We start from the raw sequence: 16,700 nt of genomic DNA, 5'->3' as shown, positions 1-16,700 counted from the left end.
GGCTGATTATGCCACGCCGTCCTGACGGTCCAGGACACTGGCCAGCGCGGCGTCGAAGCCGGAGGCCTGGCCCGCGGAGGCAGTCGGGTCCTGCTGGCGGACGTCGATGACATGCCCGGTCAGCTCGGAGAGCAGCACGTCGAGCGAGGTGCGGGCCACCGCCTCGGAGGACAGCAGGCTGCCCGCGGGCTCCTGGCCGAAGGCCTTGGTGCGCATGGGCGTGGCGGTGCGCTCGGGGTTGATGCAGTTCACCCGGACGCCGTCACCCGCCCATTCGTCGGACAGCGCCTGCGTCAGGTTGACCATCGCCGCCTTGGTCGAGGAGTACAGGCTGTACTCGGCGCGGCCGCGGGTGTAGCTGCTGGAGGTGTACAGCAGCAGCTGGCCCTTGGTCTCCGCCAGGTACTTGTACGAGGAGCGCGCGATCTGCACCGGGGCCAGGTAGTTGACCTTCAGCGCCTCCTCGATGGTGGCGTTGTCGGTCTCCGCCAGCTTGCCGATGCGCAGCACGCCCGCGGTGTTGACGACGTAGTCGATGCGCCCGGTCTCGGCGTACGCCTTGGACAGCGCGTCGTCGACCTCCTCCGGGTTCTCCACGTGGGTGCCGGTGGTGGAGCGGCCCAGCGCGTACACCTTGGCGCCGTAGGACTCGGCGAGTTCGCCGATGTCCTTGCCGATGCCGTAGGAGCCGCCGAAGACGACAATGGTCTTGCCGGTGAGCAGCTCGCGGTAGGCCTCGTCGCTCACCTGCTCGGGAGCCGCGGTCGAGGCGAGCTGGAAGAGCTTGTCGGCGATGAAGACGTCGACGGGCTGGGTGACCTTCATGTTGTACTCGTCACCCGCGACGACGTGGATCGGCACGTCCGGCAGGTACTTGAGCACGACCGAACAGTCGTCCGTGGCCTGGAAGTTGGGGTCCCCGGCGGCGACCTCGTAGGCGCGCTTGATGGTGGACAGCTTGAAGGCCTGCGGGGTCTGGCCGCGGCGCAGCCGGGAGCGGTCCGGGATCTCGGTGATGAACTCGCCGTCCAGGCCGTGGGTGCGCGTCACGATGATGGTGTCCGCGGACGGGATGGCGACGTCGACGGCCTGGAAGCGCTCCAGGGCGACCACGCAGTCGTCGATCACACGGCGCGAGAGCAGCGGGCGCACGGCGTCGTGGAACAGGACGTTGAGGTCCTCGCCCTCGGCCAGGCCCTCGCCGAGGGCCGCGATGGCGCGCTCGGTGGTCTCGTTCCGGGTGGCGCCACCCTCGATGATCTTCTTGACCTTCGTGAACCCGGCCTTGGCGACGATCTTCTCTATGTCCGGAACGTAGCCCGGCGCCATCAGGACGATGATGTCGTCGATGGAGTCGGCCTTCTCAAAGGTGGTCAGAGTGTGCTCGATGACTGCCTTGCCGGCGATCTTCAGCAGCTGCTTGGGGATCGAGAGACCCACGCGCTGACCGGTACCACCGGCCAGGATCACTGCGGTGGTACGGGGCTTGGCGATGTGCTGGGACACAGAAGACCTACCTCGGGGCGACAGGGAACGGGGAAATGGTCCCACTTGCGGTTACCGCTGTGCAAGGTGACCGCCGTTCACTGCATATGTACGCGCTACCTGTCATTCATCTTGTACTGCCCGTGACGACGGCCGTACGGGAGTTCAGCGGCGGCGCAGCTTCTTCAGGCACCGGTGTCCGAGTACCCGCATCAGTTCCCTCGACGACGTCTGGTGCACCGTGCGCGCCTTGGCCGGCGAGGTGTGCCGCACCGGCGACTCGGCGGCCGCGGCGAGCGCCCCGTACAGCGCCCGGGCCGCCACCTCGGGCGAGATCCGCGGGGCGGGGATCCCGTCCAGGGCGGGCGCCTTCGGTACGGCGGACAGGAGCCGGGGGTCGCCGACGACCCGCACACCCAGGTCCCCGATATGCCCCGCCATCTCGGCGCCGATCTCGGCGGCGGCCGTCACGGCCCACTCGGGAGTGAGGATCTTCACGTCTTCGGGCGACGGACTGCACGCGTTCTTCATATGCATGACCGCGCCGTTGCGGACGAGTTTGGAATACAACTCGTCCGGCAGTCCATTGCCGCGGAATTCCTTGTTAAGATTCCGCAGCATTTCGGTCTCGGCGAGGGTAAGAGAGCGATTCGCCGTGTCCGGAACGGGCTGGAGGAGATTCTCGGGCAGCCCGAGGAGTTGTTCGAAAGTGCGCATCAGACCCTCGCGGTCGCGGTCGTCGACCACGACGACGGTGATCCGCTCCGCACCGACCGCCCGGGCCCAGCGCTCGACGAGCCGGTCGTGCCGGTGGCGGCGCCAGAAGCTGGGGTTGGGCTGCTCGTACGGCGCCTTCCTCAGCATGTGGGTGAGCCAGTCGTCGTAGCCCATGCGCAGACCGTTCTGCACGTACTGCTGCCACTGCGAGGGCATGATCCTCACCAGCGGGCGCAGGGTGACCAGCACGTGAACCCTCCCCCACTCTCGGCTTCGCTCGAGTGGGGGGACCCCCATCCCGCCCAGTTGCTCGACGATCCGCGCGATCGTGTCGTCGTCCTCGGCGTCGGCGAAGAACTCGCTGCTGACCACCGAGGTCCTCCCGCCGGTGGCCTCGACCTGTTCCAGCAGCCGCGTCCAGTGCTTCTCGGTGGGCGCGGTGTCGCCGATCATCGCGGGCCTCGCGCATGCGGCCAGCGCGGCTTCCATGGGGTGTCTGCTGTGCGCCGGGAACACGACGCCGTGCTCGGGCAGCAGGTCCTTCGCCGCGAACAGCGCGCCCTGGATGGCGGTCGTGCCGGTCTTGTGGGGGCCGATGTGCAGCAGGCGCGTCCCGGCGGGCAGTGGAGCGATCACGCCGTTCACCGGAAGGTCGTTACTCGTACAGTCCGTCTCCATAGTCAGAGGACGGTAAGAGAAGTGCCTGAGTGTTACCTGAGAGGAGCGTGGGACTGTGATGAGGACCACGCCCCTCTCGGGCAACGTCCTCACACCAAACGGACTCCGGGCCTGCCCGCGTCCACCCGGAGCTGCGCCAGCGTGCTGGGCGTCGCCTGTGGCCTGACCACCGTGTCCACGACCCGGACCTGGGCGTCGATGCCGTGCCGGTCGATGTCGAACAGGTGGTAGCCGCGGTGGGCGTCGATGAACTTCCAGTGAGGGTTGTCGCCCATCAGCGGGTCCCACTGGGCGTGGAAGGCGGCCTGGTCCTGGTCGCCGTTGCTCGAGATGGACGTCCCGACGAACTCGGCGCCGACCACCCGGGAGGACGGGTCGGCGTAGTCCACCCTGAGGTCGCTGATCATCGTGAGGTGGCGGTCGCCCGAGAGCACGACCGGGTTGCGCACGCTGGTGAACTCCTCCAGGAGCGCGTTGCGTTCGACCTGGTAGCCGTCCCAGGCGTCGTAGTACCAGAGCTTGCCCTCGCCCAGCAGGATGTCGGTCTCGGCCATCATGATCTGCGAGGCGATGAGGTTCCAGCGGGCCGGTGAGTCGTGCAGCCCCTCCAGGAGCCACCGCTTCTGCTCGGCGCCGAGCATGGTGAGCGAGGGATCCTGGGCGGCCGCCTGACCGGTGACCTGGTCGCTGCGGAACTGCCGGGTGTCGAGCACGTTCAGCCGGGCCAGACGGCCGAACTCCAGACGCCGGTACATCTGGATGTGCGGGCCGTCCGGGAAGGCGGTGGCACGGACCGGCATGTGCTCGTAGTACGCCTGGAAGGCCGCGGTCATCCGGGCCACGAACGCGTCGTGCGGCTGCTTGTCGGGGTCCTGCGGGATCTCGCCGGCCCAGTCGTTGTCGACCTCGTGGTCGTCGAAGGTGACCACCCAGGGCACGCTCGCGTGGATCTCGGCGAGGTCCGGGTCGGTGCGGTACTGGGCGTACCGGTTGCGGTACTGGACGAGCGTGTACGGCTCCCCCGTGCCCTCGTGCCGGCGCGGCCCGGCCGACGACGGCGCCGACTCGTAGATGTAGTCGCCGACGAACAGCACGACGTCGGGGTCCTGGTCCAGCATGTCGGCGTACGGCGTGAAGTAGCCGTGCTGCCAGTTCTGGCAGGAGGCGAGCGCGACACGCAGGGTGCCCTGGGAGGTGTGCCGGGCGGGGGCGGTGCGGGTGCGGCCGGTGCGCGAGAGCTGGCCGTCGGCTCGGAAGCGGTACCAGTAGGTGCGGCCCGCGCGCAGCCCCCGCACATCGACGTGAACGCTGTGTCCGAACGCGGGCATGGCCTGGGCGGTGCCGCGGCGGACGACCTTTCTGAAACGCTGGTCCTCGGCGAGCTCCCAGTCCACCGGCACCACCCTGTCGGGCATGCCTCCGCCGTTCAGCGGGTCCGGGGCGAGCCGGGTCCACAGCACGATGCCGTCCGGCAACGGGTCGCCGGAGGACACACCGAGGCTGAACACACCGTCGGGCAGCGGGGTCTCCGCCGCTCGCGCGGTGCCCGGCAGCCACAGCTGGGCGGAGGCGGCGGCGCCGAGCACGGCGGCGCCTGTGGTCAGAAAGCGGCGTCGGCCGGGTGATGCTGCTCCGTACATGGGCGAACTCCCTTGCGTCGCTGACCTCTTGGACACCCTGGAAGCTCACGCTTCGGGGGGATCCGCGCGTTGAACCAGAGTGTTCGCGTGCATGACAAATAGGTAGACAACAGAAGAGCCGTTGCGACTCGGGTATCACATGATGAACGTGATCCCGGCGCAACGGCCTTCAGGACACTGCCGGCTGACGATCTTTTAGGTTTAGTTGGCGAAGCCCGAGCCCAGACGGGCCTTCGCGGCGGTCGTACCGAGGAAGGTGTGGCCGAAGGTGAACGTTGCGTGCGGGGCCAGGACGGTGGCCGGAAGCGGCACACCGGCAGGCGCCACGACGTGCTCCTGTCAGGAGCGGAAGGACCACCCGGACCCCGCGCCCCCCGGTCTCGCCGCGCGCGACGTCGGCCGGTCCGTCGCCGTTCACGTCACCCGCATGGACGACCCTGCCGACGGACACGGCTGTCCTACTCGCGGGTGAAGGACCCGCCGATCGCCGACAGGTCGTGCTGAGCGACCACGGGCTGGCCGCGGTGGGGCAGGCGCTGGGGCTGCCGGCGCCGCCCCTGCACATGGCCGTGGCGTATCTGGCAGCGACCTGCGCGGTGGCGCTGGTGCCCACACCCCGCGGGGTCGGCTCGGTGGAGGCGGCTCTGGTGGTGGGGTCAGCAGGTCGCTCGCGCCGCCCGCGGTATGGCGGGGGTGSCYCCCCCCGCCATACCGCGGGTGCGTCGCCCCGGACGCCCTGCGCCGGACCGGGGCCGCCGTTCGCTCAGAACGGCTCGAAGTCGTCGAACTCCTGGGTCGCCTCGTCCCGTTCCGCCTGCTTGTCGCGGCGGCGCTGGGCGGCCGGCCGGGGTTCCTCGAAGCGGTGGTCCTCGCCACGCCGGCCGAGCATCTCGGCGCCGGCCATGACGGTCGGCTCCCAGTCGAAGACGACCGCGTTGTCCTCGGGGCCGATGGCCACGCCGTCGCCCGAGCGGGCGCCCGCCTTCATCAACTGATCTTCCACACCGAGGCGGTTGAGGCGGTCGGCGAGGTAGCCGACGGCCTCGTCGTTGCTGAAGTCGGTCTGCCGCACCCAGCGCTCCGGCTTCTCGCCGCGCACCCGGTACAGCCCGTCCTCCTCGCGGACCACGGTGAAGCCCGCGTCGTCCACGGCCTTGGGCCGGATGACGATCCGGGTCGCCTCCTCCTTGGGCTTGGCGGCCCGCGCCTTGCCGACCAGCTCGGCGAGGCCGAAGGACAGCTCCTTCAGCCCCATGTGCGCGACGGCGGACACCTCGAAGACGCGGTAGCCGCGCGCCTCCAGATCCGGCCGCACCATCTCGGCGAGGTCCTTGCCGTCCGGTACGTCGATCTTGTTGAGGACGACGATGCGGGGACGGTTGTCGAGGCCGCCGTACTCCCTGAGCTCCGCCTCGATGATGTCGAGGTCGGAGACCGGGTCGCGGTCGGACTCCAGCGTGGCGGTGTCCAGCACGTGCACGAGGACACTGCAGCGCTCCACGTGCCGCAGGAACTCCAGGCCCAGGCCCTTGCCCTGGCTGGCGCCCGGGATCAGGCCCGGCACGTCGGCGATCGTGTAGACGGTCGAGCCGGCGGTCACCACACCCAGGTTCGGGACCAGCGTGGTGAACGGGTAGTCGGCGATCTTCGGCTTGGCCGCGCTCAGCACCGAGATCAGCGAGGACTTGCCCGCGCTCGGGTAGCCGACCAGCGCCACGTCGGCGACGGTCTTGAGCTCCAGGACGATGTCCTGGAGGTCTCCCGGCACGCCGAGCAGCGCGAACCCGGGGGCCTTGCGGCGGGCGGAGGCCAGCGCCGCGTTGCCGAGGCCGCCGCGGCCGCCCTGGGCGGCGACGAACGAGGTGCCGTGCCCGACCATGTCGGCGAGGACGTTGCCCTCCCGGTCCAGGACCACGGTGCCGTCCGGCACCGGCAGGACCAGGTCCTGGCCGTCCTTGCCGGAGCGGTTGCCGCCCTCACCGGGCTTGCCGTTGGTGGCCTTGCGGTGCGGGGAGTGGTGGTAGTCGAGCAGCGTGGTGACGGACTGGTCGACGGTGAGGATCACGTCACCGCCACGACCGCCGTTCCCGCCGTCCGGGCCGCCGAGCGGCTTGAACTTCTCACGGTGGACGGAGGCACAGCCGTGGCCTCCGTTACCCGCGGCGACATGCAGTTCGACGCGGTCCACGAAGGTGGTCATGGTTCGGTGCCTCCAAAAACGTCACGAGTACTACTGGCTTAACACGCGAAAGGCGGACCCGCCTTCCCACCAGGGAAGTGAGGTCCGCCTCGCGAAAGTTTCCGATCAGGCGACCGGAACGATGTTCACGACCTTGCGGCCACGGCTGGTGCCGAACTGCACCGAACCGGCCTCGAGGGCGAACAGCGTGTCGTCGCCGCCACGGCCGACGCCCGCGCCGGGGTGGAAGTGGGTGCCGCGCTGGCGGACCAGGATCTCGCCCGCGTTGACGACCTGACCACCGAAACGCTTCACGCCGAGGCGCTGAGCGTTGGAGTCACGACCGTTACGGGTGGACGATGCGCCCTTCTTGTGTGCCATCTCTCCTCAGTCCCTTACTTCGCAGCCGCGGGGATCTCAGTGACCTTGATCGCCGTGTACTGCTGGCGGTGGCCCTGACGACGGCGGTAGCCGGTCTTGTTCTTGTAGCGAAGGATGTCGATCTTGACGCCCTTGTGGTGGTCCACGACCTCGGCCTGGACCTTGATGCCGGCCAGCACCCACGGGTCGCTGGTGACAGCTTCGCCGTCGACAACGAGCAGGGTCGAGAGCTCGACCGTGTCGCCAACCTTGGCAGTGGAAATCTTGTCAACCTCAACGATGTCGCCGACAGCAACCTTGTGCTGGCGACCACCGCTGCGCACGATGGCGTACACGCGGATCTCACTCTCTCGCTCGGGACGGCACCCCCGCAGTCCAGCCGCCCGGCAGAGCGAGCGGCCTCTCCCGGCCAGAACAGAGACCCGAGAGGAAGAGGTTTACGGGGATGTGGCGTGTCACCAGTGGACACGCCGACGGTCTAGGTTACGGGGCCACAGCCGAACGGGTCAAACCGGGCCCCGCCTCGTTCAAACCTGTGGGTCAGGAGCCGAGGCTCTCCCGGTAGGCCAGGCACGCCTCGTAGGAGGGCAGCAGCCCCTGCTCGCGGGCCTCGGCCAGGGTGGGCGCCTGCTCGTCCTTGGGAGAGAGCAGCGGGGCGATCCCCTCGGGCCACTCGATGCCGATCTCCGGGTCGAGCGGGTGGACGCCGTGCTCGCGCTCGGGTGCGTACCCCTCCGAGCAGAGGTAGACCACGGTGGCGTCGTCGGTCAGCGCCATGAATCCGTGGCCGAGTCCCTCGGAGAGGTAGACGGCGTGGTGGTCCTGGTCGTCCAGGCGGACGATCTCCCACTGGCCGAAGGTCGGCGAGCCGGTCCGGATGTCCACGATCACGTCGAGGACCGCGCCGCGCACGCACTTGACGTACTTGGCCTGTCCGGGCGGCACGTCGGCGAAGTGGATGCCGCGCAGGGTGCCCCGGCTGGAGACGGACATGTTGGCCTGGGCCAGGCCGAGCGGGTGGCCGGCGGCCTCCGCGAAGGCCGGGGCCTTGAACCACTCGTGGAAGCTGCCCCGGCCGTCGGGGAAGACCTTCGGCTCGAACACCCAGGCACCGGAGATGGAAAGGGGTCGCATCGCGGGTCTCAGCCCTTCTTCTGGTTGGTCAGGGCGCGCTTGATACGCCCGGCGGCCCGGCGCCACAGCGGGCGCGGCGCGGCCGCCTTCTTCTTGGGGGCGCCGGCAGCGGCCTTCTTCGTGGCCGACGGGGTGTGCCGGTCGATCACCTTGGCGGTGCCGTCGGCGGCGATCACCACGTCGACCGGGAGCCGGGTCCACTTGCGCTCACCGCGGGCGGCGGACGGTACGCCGACGCGGACCGCCCAGCGCATGCCGGTGAGCTGCTCCAGCGGCAGTTCGGCGGTGAGGACACCGTCGGCGACCGTGGCGTCGGCGGGGTACTTGCCGACGTTCTTGCGCTCGAAGCGGAGCTGGACCGGGTCCCCGCCGGTCGCGGCGACGTGCAGCGGCAGGGGCAGCCGTACGACGGGACCCTCGACCGTGGCCCCGGCGGGCGGCATGACGGCGACCGCCTCGCCCTCCAGCTTGTTCGTGTGCTGGTCGACGTCGAGCGAGAGGTTGCCCGGTCCGTCGGTCCAGTACGGCAGGACGAGCCGCTTGGACTCGCCCGTGAGGGCGGCCAGGCGACCGGCCTCGACGTCCGCGCCGCGCACCGCGCCGAGCCGGGTCTCCTTGCTCCAGCCGCAGGACTTGATCCTGAGGTGCAGATCCCAGATGCCCTTGTCGAGCGGGGCCCCGGAGGCCGCGGTCTCGGGGTCGAGCTCGGCGCGGGCGGAGATCCGCTGCCGGAAGACACCGTCCCCGGCCGCGACCTCGTGCAGCTCGCTCGTGACGGGCAGGTAGAACTGCCGGGCGTCCTCGCGGTGCCGGACCACGAGGTCCACGTCGCTCTTGGCCAGCGGGGCGTCCAGCGCGATGCCCTGGTCGTCGAGCGCCTTGAGGGCCTCGTCGGACAGCGGCAGACCGAGCAGCCGGCGCTCACCCTCGCGGCGGAAGGTCATCGGCTCGTCGCCGAAGTGCAGTTCGGAGTCGAAGCCGACGCGCAGGGTGCCGTCCTGCCACTCCAGCGAGGTGAGCTCGCCGGTGGGCTTGATCCCGGCCTCCCACTCGGCGAGCGTCCGGATGTCCTCGTAGCGGTCGGCGAAGATCAGCCCGGCGACGACCTTCTGGGTGAGGCCGAGACGGGCGACGACACCCGGTCCGAAGCGCTCGGTGACCACCTTGTGGATCTCGGTGTACAGCTCCTCGGCGTAGTCCTCGGGGAGCTTGAGGAGGCGCTTGCCGCGCAGCCGCTCGACCATCTCGTTGCGCAGCCAGCGGCTGAACAGCTTGTCGCGCAGCGCGCCGGGCTCGGTGAGCTCCTCGACCACGTCGAGAGCCTCGCGCAGGTTGCCGAAGTAGCCGACCGGGTCGAAGCGCTGGAAGCCGGCGTTGGAGCCGTCGTCACGGGTGATGTGGTAGTAGCACAGGTAGTCGCCGAGGACGGAGACGTTCTTCGCGCGCAGGTAGGTCTCGACGACGAAGACGTGGTCCTCGAGCCGGCGGCGACCCTCCTTGAAGCGGATCCCGTGCTCGTTCAGGAACTCCCGCCGGAACATCTTGTGCGGGGTGAGGCTGTCGATCAGCGGCGCGTTCGACACGGTGGCACGCGGCCGGTTGACCCGGAACAGCTCCTGCGGGACCGGCCGTCCGATGCCCGCCATCTTTCCCACGACGACGTCGGCCTCGTTGGCCTTGCCGTAGTCGTACATCCGCTCCAGGGCCTCGTCGCCGAGCCAGTCGTCGTGGTCGACGAACATGACGTACTCGCCCTGGGCGGCCTCGATGCCGGTGTTGCGGGGCCTGCCCGACCAGCCGGAGGACTCCTGGTGGATGACGTGGAAGTGCGGGTGCTCGGCGGCGAGCTGGTCCAGCCGGGCCGGGGTCTCGTCGGTGGAGCCGTCGTTGACGAAGAAGACCTCGAACTCGTCCGGGGTGAGGCTCTGCCGCAGCAGGCCCGTGATGCAGTCCTCGACGTATTTGCCGGGGTTGTAGACCGCGATGACGACGCTGACCTTGACCGTCACGCCGTGTTCTCCTTCAGATGGACCCGGTGGATCTCCGGGAAGGCCTCGGTGAGAGCCGTGCGCCAGTCGCGCAGCGGCTCGATGCCGGCCTCGGCGAACCGGCCGTGACCGAGGACGCTGTAGGCGGGACGGGGGGCGGGGCGGACGAACGCGTCGCTGGTGGTGGGGCGGACCCGGTCCGGGTCGGTGCCGAGCAGGCGGAAGATCTCCTGGGTGAAGCCGTGCCAGGTGGTCTCGCCGGAGTTGGTGCCGTGGTAGACGCCGGCCGGGGCGGTGCCGGCCAGGGCTCCGCGGCCCAACTCGACCAGCAGACCTGCCAGATCGGCGCTCCAGGTGGGCTGACCGCGCTGGTCGTCGACGACGTCGAGGGTGTCCTTGACGCCCTCGAGCTTGATCATCGTGCGGACGAAGTTCGGCCCGCCGGTGCCGTAGAGCCAGGCGGTGCGGACGACGTACCCGCGCTCGATCCCGAGCACGGCCTTCTCGCCGGCCAGCTTGGTGCGGCCGTAGGCGCTGCGGGGCGCGGTGGGGGCGTCCTCCGCGTACGGCTCCTTGGCGTCCCCGGCGAAGACGTAGTCCGTGGAGACGTGCAGCAGGACGGCGCAGGTGCGGGCGCAGGCGGCGGCCAGGTTGGCCGGACCGTCGCCGTTGATCGCGAGCGCCTCGGCCTCACGGGTCTCGGCGTCGTCGACGGCGGTCCAGGCGGCGCAGTTGACGACCACGGCGGGCCGGTGCTCGTCCAGTGCCGCGCTCACGGCGTCGGCGTCGGTGAGGTCCAGCGCCGCGCGGTCGAGGGCGACATACCGCTCCCCCGCCCGGTCCAGCCGGGCCAGGACGTCCTGGCCCAGCATGCCGCCCGCGCCCGTGACCAGCCAGGTGCGGTTGTCGGTCACAGCGCGGCCCGCTCCTTCAGCGGCTCCCACCAGGCGCGGTTGTCGCGGTACCACTGAACGGTCTCGGCGAGGCCCTGCTCGAAGCTCTTGCGGGGCTCGTAGCCGAGCTCCTCGCGGATCTTGGTGCAGTCGACGGAGTAGCGGCGGTCGTGGCCCTTGCGGTCCTCGACGTACTCGACGCTGGTCTCCCAGTCGGCGCCGCACGCCTTCAGCAGCAGCCCGGTGAGCTCCTTGTTGGAGAGTTCGGTGCCGCCGCCGATGTTGTAGACCTCGCCGGCCCGGCCCTTGGTGCGGACCAGCTCGATGCCCTGGACGTGGTCGTCGATGTGCAGCCAGTCGCGGACGTTGCCGCCGTCGCCGTACAGCGGAACCTTCTTGCCGTCGAGAAGGTTGGTCACGAAGAGCGGGATGACCTTCTCGGGGAAGTGGTGGTGCCCGTAGTTGTTGGAGCAGCGGGTCACCCGCACGTCCAGGCCGTGGGTGCGGTGGTACGACAGCGCGATCAGGTCGCTGGACGCCTTCGCCGAGGAGTACGGCGAGTTGGGCTCCAGCGGGTGCGTCTCGGGCCAGGAACCCTCGTCGATCGAGCCGTAGACCTCGTCGGTGGAGATGTGCACGAAGGTCTTGATGCCCGCGCGGTGGGCCGCGTCGATGAGGGTGTGGGTGCCGACCACGTTGGTGCGCACGAACTCCGCGCCGCCGTCGATGGAACGGTCGACGTGCGACTCGGCGGCGAAGTGGACGACCTGGTCGTGCTCGGCCATCAGCTTGCCGACCAGCTCGGGGTCGCAGATGTCGCCCTGCACGAAGGCGAAGCCCGGGTGCTCGCGCACCTCGTCGAGGTTGGCCGGGTTGCCCGCGTAGGTCAGCTTGTCGAGGACGGTGACGGCGATGTCACCGGGGCCCTCGGGGCCGAGCACGGTACGGACGTAGTGCGAGCCGATGAAGCCGGCACCGCCGGTCACCAGAATCCGAGTGGTCATGAAGAGATCTGCACCTTGCTGTGATCACCGAGCACGAGTCGGTGTGCCTTGGGGTTACGGGGCGCGGGCGTGACCTCGACGTCACGTCCGATGAGCGAGGCCTCCACGCGGCGCACGCCGGTCACGGACGAGCCGCGCAGCACGATGGAGTACTCGATTTCACTGTCCTCGATCCGGCAGTCCTCGGACACGGACGTGAACGGACCGATGTAGGCGTCGTTGACCACCGTGCCGGCACCGATGATGGCGGGACCGACGATACGGCTGCCACGGACGCTGGCGCCCGCCTCGACCCGGACCCGGCCGATGATCTCGCTGCTCTCGTCGACCGTGCCCTCGTTCACCGGGTCGACGGTCTCCAGGACCGACCGGTTGACCTCCAGCATGTCGGTGACGTTGCCGGTGTCCTTCCAGTACCCGGAGATGGTCGTGGAACGCACGTCACGCTTCTGGTCGATCAGCCACTGGATCGCGTGGGTGATCTCCAGCTCGCCGCGCCAGGACGGCTCGATGGAGCGGACGGCCTCGTGCACGGCCGGGGTGAAGAGGTAGACGCCGACGAGGGCCAGGTCGCTCTTGGGCTGCTTCGGCTTCTCCTCCAGGCCCACCACCCGGCCGTCGCGGTCGAGTTCGGCGACACCGAAGGAGGTGGGGTTGGGGACCCGGGTCAGCAGGATCTGCGCCTCGGGCCGCTCGGCGCGGAACTCGTCCACCAGACCGGTGATGCCACCGACGATGAAGTTGTCGCCGAGGTACATGACGAAGTCCTCGTCACCGAGGAACTCCTGCGCGATGAGGACGGCGTGGGCGAGGCCCAGCGGTGCTTCCTGCGGGATGTAGGTGACCTTGATCCCGAACTGGGAGCCGTCACCGACCGCCTCACGGATCTCGTCCGCGGTGTCGCCGACGACGATGCCGACCTCGCTGATCCCGGCGTCGGCGATCGCCTCCAGGCCGTAGAACAGCACCGGCTTGTTGGCGACCGGCACCAACTGCTTGGCGGACGTGTGGGTGATCGGGCGGAGGCGGGTGCCCGCTCCCCCGGAGAGCACGAGAGCCTTCACGAAAATCCCTATTTGTCTAAATTAAGCGTCAATCTCGGCTCACATCATAACCCTGTGGACAGGCCGGGGATTCACCAGCCATTCACACGATCGATCACCGGTTGACAACTTTCCGTCGGACGCAATACCTACAGAATCACGAAATCCGCCCCCGGCGAACCAGGAGCGGATTTCGATCTTCAGACGGCCGAAACTATGCGGTGACCGTCCGTCAGGCCTCGTCGGCCGGGGTCGAGACGGACCGCGGCGACTGCTGCTCGGCCGCCACCGTCTTCTTCGACGCCGCCTTCTTCGCGGTCGTCTTCTTGGCCACGGTCTTCTTCGCGGCCGTCTTCTTGGCGGTGGTGGCCTTCTTGGTCGCGGCCTTCTTCGCCGTGGCCTTCTTGGCCGTCTTACGGGCCGTCTTCTTCGCCGGAGCCGCCTCCTCGACGGGCGCCTCCGCCTCGGCCGGTGCCTCCGCCGAGGGCACGACCACGACGGCCGCCTCCTCGGACGCGGTGGGCGCGGTGGCCTTGCGGACGGCACGACGACGCGGACGGGCCGGGGCGGCGCTCTCTGCCACCACCTCGGGCTCGGCCGACACGGCCGGGGCCGCCTCGGGCTGCGGCTCGGCCACCGGCGCGGTCTCGGCGACCGTCACCACGGCGGCCTCGGCACCGGTCGGGGAACCGGCCGGGGCCGATGCCCTCCGGGTGGCCCGGCGGCGCGTACGGCCCCTGGGCGCGGCCTCGTCGGCGGCGGGCTCGCTCGCGGACACGGCCTCCACGACCGGGTCCTCCGCGGCGACCGGCTCGGCCTGCGCCTCGGCGGCCGTCTCCGGCTGCACGGGCCGCTCGGCCTCCACCTCGGCCGGCACGGTCTGAGCGGTCGGCACCTCGACGTCCTCGGAGACCGGGCTCTCCTGGTCGGCCGGCGCCTCGAAGCCGCCGGACCTCCTCGACCCGCCACCCCTCGGCGCGCCGGCCGGGGCGGACGCCCGACGGCTCGACCTACGGCGGCCACGCCCGCGCGTGGCCGCGGCCTCCGCCTCGGCGACGCTGCTGTACAGCTCCTCGTCGGGAGCGAACTCGGCCGGGGTGAGCGCGATCGGCTCGGCCACCTCGGCGGCGAGCTCGGCCTCGGTCTCGACCTCTTCGGGCGCCTCGGGAGCCTCTACCGCGGCCACGGCCTCGTGGACGTGCTCCTGCCCGTCACCACCGCGCCCGCGCTTCTTGCGCTTGCCGCCGCCACCGGCGGAGGTCGGCGTCTCCATGTGCACGATGACACCGCGGCCGTTGCAGTGGACGCAGGTCTCGGAGAAGGACTCCAGCAGGCCCTGGCCCACCCGCTTGCGGGTCATCTGGACCAGGCCCAGCGAGGTGACCTCGGCGACCTGGTGCTTGGTCCGGTCCCGGCCCAGGCACTCGAGCAGGCGCCGCAGCACCAGGTCCCGGTTGGACTCCAGGACCATGTCGATGAAGTCGATGACGATGATGCCGCCGAGGTCGCGCAGCCTGAGCTGGCGCACGATCTCCTCGGCCGCCTCCAGGTTGTTCCTGGTGACCGTCTCCTCGAGGTTGCCGCCCTGGCCGGTGAACTTGCCGGTGTTGACGTCGACGACGACCATCGCCTCGGTCCGGTCGATCACCAGCGAACCGCCGCTGGGCAGCCAGACCTTGCGGTCCAGCGCCTTGGCGAGCTGCTCGTCGATCCGGTACGTGGCGAAGACGTCGACCTCGGAGGTCCACTTCGACAGCCGGTCGGCCAGGTCGGGCGCGACGTGCGAGACGTATCCGTGGATGGTCTCCCATCCCTCGTCACCGCTGACGATGACCTTGGAGAAGTCCTCGTTGAAGATGTCGCGGACGACGCGGACGGTCATGTCCGGCTCGCCGTAGAGCAGCGTCGGGGCGTTGCCGCTCTTCGCCTTCTTCTGGATGTCCTCCCACTGCGCCTGCAGCCGCTCGACATCGCGGCGCAGCTCGTCCTCGCTCGCGCCCTCGGCGGCGGTGCGCACGATGACGCCCGCGTCCTCGGGGACGATCTTCTTGAGGATGGTCTTCAGACGCGCGCGCTCGGTGTCGGGCAGCTTGCGGCTGATGCCGGTCATGGAGCCCTCGGGGACGTACACGAGGTAGCGCCCGGGGAGGGAGACCTGGCTGGTGAGCCGCGCGCCCTTGTGGCCGATCGGGTCCTTGGTCACCTGGACCAGCACCGACTGACCGGACTTCAGCGCGCTCTCGATGCGGCGCGGCCCGTTGGCCATGCCGAGCGCCTCGAAGTTGACCTCACCGGCGTAGAGCACCGCGTTGCGGCCCTTGCCGATGTCGATGAAGGCGGCCTCCATCGACGGCAGCACGTTCTGGACCTTGCCCAGGTAGACGTTGCCGACGTACGAGGTGGCCTGCTCCTTGTTGACGTAGTGCTCGACGAGCACACCGTCCTCGAGCACGCCGATCTGGGTGCGCTCACCGCTCTGGCGGACGACCATCACCCGCTCGACGGCCTCGCGGCGGGCGAGGAACTCGGCCTCGGTGATGATCGGGACCCGGCGGCGGCCCTGCTCACGGCCCTCGCGGCGGCGCTGCTTCTTGGCCTCCAGACGGGTCGAGCCCTTGATGGACTGCACCTCGTCGGACGGCTCCGAGACCCTTTCCCGCACGGGACGGGGCTCGCGCACCTTGACGACGGTCCGCTCGGGGTCGCCGTCATCGGGCTCGGTGTCCGCGGAGGAGTCCCCGGCCCGACGCCGACGGCGACGGCGGCGACGGCTGGAGCTGGAGCCGCCGGACTCGTCGGAACGGGCGTCCTCGTCGTCCTCGTCGTCCTGCTCGGCACCCTCGTCGTCCTGGGACTGACCGGCGGCGGGCTCGTCGGAGTCCTCCGAGTCCTCGTCACCGGACGCCTCGGCGGACTCGCCCCGGCGCCTGCGTCGGCCACCGCGGCGACGGCGACGCCGCGACCCGGTCTCCTCGGCGTCGTCCGCGTCCGCGGAGTCCTCGTCGCCGGCCTCGTCCGTCTCTTCTTCCTCTACGACGGTCTCTGCGGCGGTCTCCTGCGCCTCGGGCTCGTCACCGGCACCCCGGCGACGGCGGCGGCGCCGCGGCCCGCTCTGCTCCTCGGCGATCTCCTCGACCGGCTCGGCGGACTCGACCGGCTCTTCGCTCTGCTCGGTCTCCGCCTCCGCGGCGGCCTCGGCGGCGGCCCGCTGCGGGGTCTGGAACTGCGGCTCGGTGAAGACGGGCGCCTGGAACACGGCGACCGCGGGGCGGGCCGGCCGACGCACCGACTCGTCCTCGGCCTCGGTCTCGGCCTCGGCAACGCGAGCGCGTCGCGCGGGCTCGGAGAACCCGGTGGCGGCCTGGCGAACGGCCCGGCGACGGGCACGGCGCGGGGCGGCGTCCTCGCCGGGAGTCTCGGCGACGGGTGCGGCGGCCTCGGTGGCGGGCTCCTGCACGGCGGGGGCCTCGGCGACCGGCTCGGACGGCGTGGCCTCGGCGGCCTCGCCCTCGGGAGCACCGGCAGGCGTGGAGACGCGGCGCGGGGCACGGCGGCGGG

At 70.2% G+C, this 16,700-nt stretch carries 13 protein-coding genes and 1 pseudogene; 1 reads left to right on the top strand and 13 read right to left on the bottom strand.

The genetic code is table 11. The features are described from left to right. Window positions 1–6: 6 nt before the first annotated feature. The 4 genes from BFN33_RS06720 to BFN33_RS54165 all read right to left on the bottom strand — a co-directional run bounded on the left by BFN33_RS06720 (window position 7) and on the right by BFN33_RS54165 (window position 4,847). Window positions 7–1,506: a bifunctional cytidylyltransferase/SDR family oxidoreductase gene (locus BFN33_RS06720; protein ID WP_069758989.1), complete on the bottom strand. Its 1,500-nt coding sequence runs from the start codon at window positions 1,504–1,506 to the stop codon at window positions 7–9. A 144-nt stretch (window positions 1,507–1,650) separates the two neighbouring features. Further along, window positions 1,651–2,880, bottom strand: a complete 1,230-nt coding sequence (locus tag BFN33_RS06715; RefSeq protein ID WP_069758988.1) for a hypothetical protein — start codon at window positions 2,878–2,880, stop codon at window positions 1,651–1,653. A gap of 89 nt (window positions 2,881–2,969) precedes the next feature. Further along, window positions 2,970–4,520: an alkaline phosphatase gene (locus BFN33_RS06710; protein WP_069758987.1), complete on the bottom strand. Its 1,551-nt coding sequence runs from the start codon at window positions 4,518–4,520 to the stop codon at window positions 2,970–2,972. Between the two features lie 201 nt (window positions 4,521–4,721). Then, window positions 4,722–4,847: a hypothetical protein gene (locus BFN33_RS54165; RefSeq protein WP_256122671.1), complete on the bottom strand. Its 126-nt coding sequence runs from the start codon at window positions 4,845–4,847 to the stop codon at window positions 4,722–4,724. A gap of 185 nt (window positions 4,848–5,032) precedes the next feature. Here BFN33_RS54165 and BFN33_RS54160 point away from each other — a divergent pair. Then, window positions 5,033–5,173: pseudogene (locus BFN33_RS54160) on the top strand (TIGR00374 family protein); the annotation flags it as partial. Between the two features lie 110 nt (window positions 5,174–5,283). On the opposite strand, the gene obgE reads toward BFN33_RS54160, so the two are convergent. From obgE to BFN33_RS06665, 9 genes are all read right to left on the bottom strand, one after another. Then, window positions 5,284–6,720: a GTPase ObgE gene (gene obgE / locus BFN33_RS06705; protein WP_069758986.1), complete on the bottom strand. Its 1,437-nt coding sequence runs from the start codon at window positions 6,718–6,720 to the stop codon at window positions 5,284–5,286. A gap of 105 nt (window positions 6,721–6,825) precedes the next feature. Next, complete coding sequence (gene rpmA / locus BFN33_RS06700) at window positions 6,826–7,080, bottom strand: 50S ribosomal protein L27 (RefSeq protein ID WP_057615924.1); 255 nt, start codon at window positions 7,078–7,080, stop codon at window positions 6,826–6,828. 14 nt (window positions 7,081–7,094) lie between these two features. Next, on the bottom strand, window positions 7,095–7,415 hold the full coding sequence (rplU, locus tag BFN33_RS06695) for a 50S ribosomal protein L21 (RefSeq protein ID WP_030601628.1): 321 nt from the start codon (window positions 7,413–7,415) through the stop codon (window positions 7,095–7,097). Between the two features lie 205 nt (window positions 7,416–7,620). Further along, window positions 7,621–8,214 carry a dTDP-4-dehydrorhamnose 3,5-epimerase gene (gene rfbC / locus BFN33_RS06690; protein WP_069758985.1) on the bottom strand — a complete coding sequence of 198 codons (594 nt, stop codon included), beginning with the start codon at window positions 8,212–8,214 and terminating at the stop codon, window positions 7,621–7,623. Between the two features lie 8 nt (window positions 8,215–8,222). Beyond that, window positions 8,223–10,223 (bottom strand): glycosyltransferase, encoded by a 2,001-nt coding sequence (locus BFN33_RS06685; protein WP_069758984.1) that lies wholly within the window; start codon window positions 10,221–10,223, stop codon window positions 8,223–8,225. Then, complete coding sequence (rfbD, locus tag BFN33_RS06680; protein ID WP_069758983.1) at window positions 10,220–11,116, bottom strand: dTDP-4-dehydrorhamnose reductase; 897 nt, start codon at window positions 11,114–11,116, stop codon at window positions 10,220–10,222. The genes BFN33_RS06685 and rfbD overlap by 4 nt, the downstream gene beginning before the upstream one ends. Next, window positions 11,113–12,099, bottom strand: coding sequence for a dTDP-glucose 4,6-dehydratase (gene rfbB / locus BFN33_RS06675; protein ID WP_069758982.1), 987 nt, complete (start codon window positions 12,097–12,099; stop codon window positions 11,113–11,115). The genes rfbD and rfbB overlap by 4 nt, the downstream gene beginning before the upstream one ends. Then, the gene (locus BFN33_RS06670) at window positions 12,096–13,163 is read right to left on the bottom strand and encodes a glucose-1-phosphate thymidylyltransferase (RefSeq protein WP_069758981.1); all 1,068 of its coding nucleotides are present in this window, start codon (window positions 13,161–13,163) and stop codon (window positions 12,096–12,098) included. Before BFN33_RS06670 ends, rfbB begins: the two co-directional genes overlap by 4 nt. Before the next feature lie 211 nt (window positions 13,164–13,374). Next, on the bottom strand, window positions 13,375–16,700 hold a 3,326-nt coding region (locus tag BFN33_RS06665), incomplete at its 5' end, for a ribonuclease E/G (RefSeq protein ID WP_256122670.1).

This window comes from Streptomyces sp. LUP47B (assembly GCF_001746295.1).
GTDB lineage: Bacteria > Actinomycetota > Actinomycetes > Streptomycetales > Streptomycetaceae > Streptomyces.
Note: the sequence above shows the minus strand (reverse complement) of the source record. Positions and strands in the feature narration are given on the sequence as shown.